Here is a 1,793-nt window from a genome sequence, read left to right on the forward strand (position 1 = left end):
GACTCGTATTATTTTAGTCCAGTTACTTATACCAGTCCCGAATCACAGAAATGGGGAATCAGGATACAAGACCCAATAGAAGACGAACGTTACACTATTCAAAATAATATGATTGAATATCTAAAACAACAGTTACACGACTATCCAGATGTTTCAGGATCCGTAACACTAAAATGGGCTGTATCTCTTAATAAAGGGGATAAGGTTCTTTTTGTTTATGAACCTTTGAATATAAGTACCTACATTCAAGTTGTGGGAATTACTGATTATCCAGCTATCCCTAATAAAGCGCCAGAGATTGTATTATCAAATACCAAGAAAACAATCACTTCAATACTGGCAAATCTTGCTAAGAAAGGACTGATGTAGATGGGGCTTGTTAAACTAATATCAAATAATATCGCTTTAAAATGGAAAGAAACATTCAATAAAAACATTGACTATCTCAATGATCTTGAAAAGAAATTGTCTGACCAAGACAAAGCAACTAACAGTCGTATTGATAATCTCGTGCTTCATTCAGGCGGTGATTCTCCTAACGAAGTAGTGGATGCACGTGTAAATAATAAGGGAGAAATCTTTGATACATTACATGGCAGATTATTAGAACATGAAAACCTGTCGGACGAACAAATTAGTGAATTAATTACAAATGCCGCTAGTCAGAAAGAACAAGTAGAGCAATTAAACAAAGCAGTCCAACAAATTATTGGAGGGTATAACGAACCCATCAGTATTTATGTTTCAAAGGATGGAAACGACCAGACTGGAGATGGATCCCAAGAGAAACCATTTCTCACGATCCAAACTGCAGTCAATTCGGTTCCGCTAATTACTACATCATCTGTCACCATCTGGATTAGCGATGGGGTGTATTTGGAAGATGTATATGTCAATGGTTTAACATTTAGAACATTTGTCATACGTCCTTTAAATGATACCAGCACATTAGACCCTCAAGTGTCTGATTGTCCAATAAAAGTTAGAAGTATTATGTTCGCAACGTGCACTGGCTATTGTCAAATCGTCGGAATGCAGATCGTTGACACTGCAAATTCTCCACTTTTTCAAGGAAGACAGTATGGAATTGTCAATGAACAGAGTGGCTATATGGCTATTAGTCAATGCAAATTTGCGGAGAATACTAAATCCTTGGCATATAACGCTGTATACGTAGGTGGGACTTCTAAGATGAATATGTATGGTTCAACAACATTCATTAATCAAGACATAGCTGTGCAAGTTCGTTTGTTATCAGAGTTTAACGTGGGCGACTTGAAGGGTTCAGGAAATAACATTGGGGTGTATGTTGATGCAGCAACTGCTAGATATGCCAAGCCAGCTGCAGGATTTGCGACAACTGAAAATAAAATTATCGGCAGAGGTTTGATTATCAACAATGGGCAGGTGTTAAGCTGATGGTTTATAAAATGAATGAATCGATCATTATGATCCAAGCGGAAGCAATTAAGCCCAATGATACGAATGTTGTTTTTTGGTCGCATGATCGAGGAACAGCCAAGCTTCGAATGAAGTTAGTAAGAAAAAACGGAATTCCTCAGAGCCTACCAGAAGGAACTACGGTTCCTATTCGTCTGATATTTAGATCTGCAACAGCAGAAGACGGATATGGAAAACATGACTATCTTGCCACCATTGAAGATCGTGTGAATGGTATTGTATCTATCGTATTAGAAGATAATATTTTAGGATATGTCGGTAAAGTAGAAGGTAGCGTATATATTGATTTCCCAGACGACCGCTCGTTAGATACGGCTGGTCGTTTTACTTTT

General features: G+C 37.6%; 3 protein-coding genes. All 3 read left to right on the top strand.

The features are described from left to right. Window positions 1-369, top strand: a 369-nt coding sequence (locus OS139_RS13590; RefSeq protein WP_325067017.1) for a phage tail protein, incomplete at its 5' end; no start/stop codon positions are given. Further along, window positions 370-1,419: a hypothetical protein gene (locus OS139_RS13595; RefSeq protein WP_325067019.1), complete on the top strand. Its 1,050-nt coding sequence runs from the start codon at window positions 370-372 to the stop codon at window positions 1,417-1,419. Then, window positions 1,419-1,793: BppU family phage baseplate upper protein (locus tag OS139_RS13600; RefSeq protein ID WP_325067020.1), on the top strand; the 375-nt coding region annotated here is incomplete at its 3' end. The genes OS139_RS13595 and OS139_RS13600, both read left to right, overlap by 1 nt.

The organism is Enterococcus sp. E4-223, from assembly GCF_035727065.1.
In the GTDB taxonomy this organism is placed as follows: domain Bacteria; phylum Bacillota; class Bacilli; order Lactobacillales; family Enterococcaceae; genus Enterococcus_B; species Enterococcus_B faecium.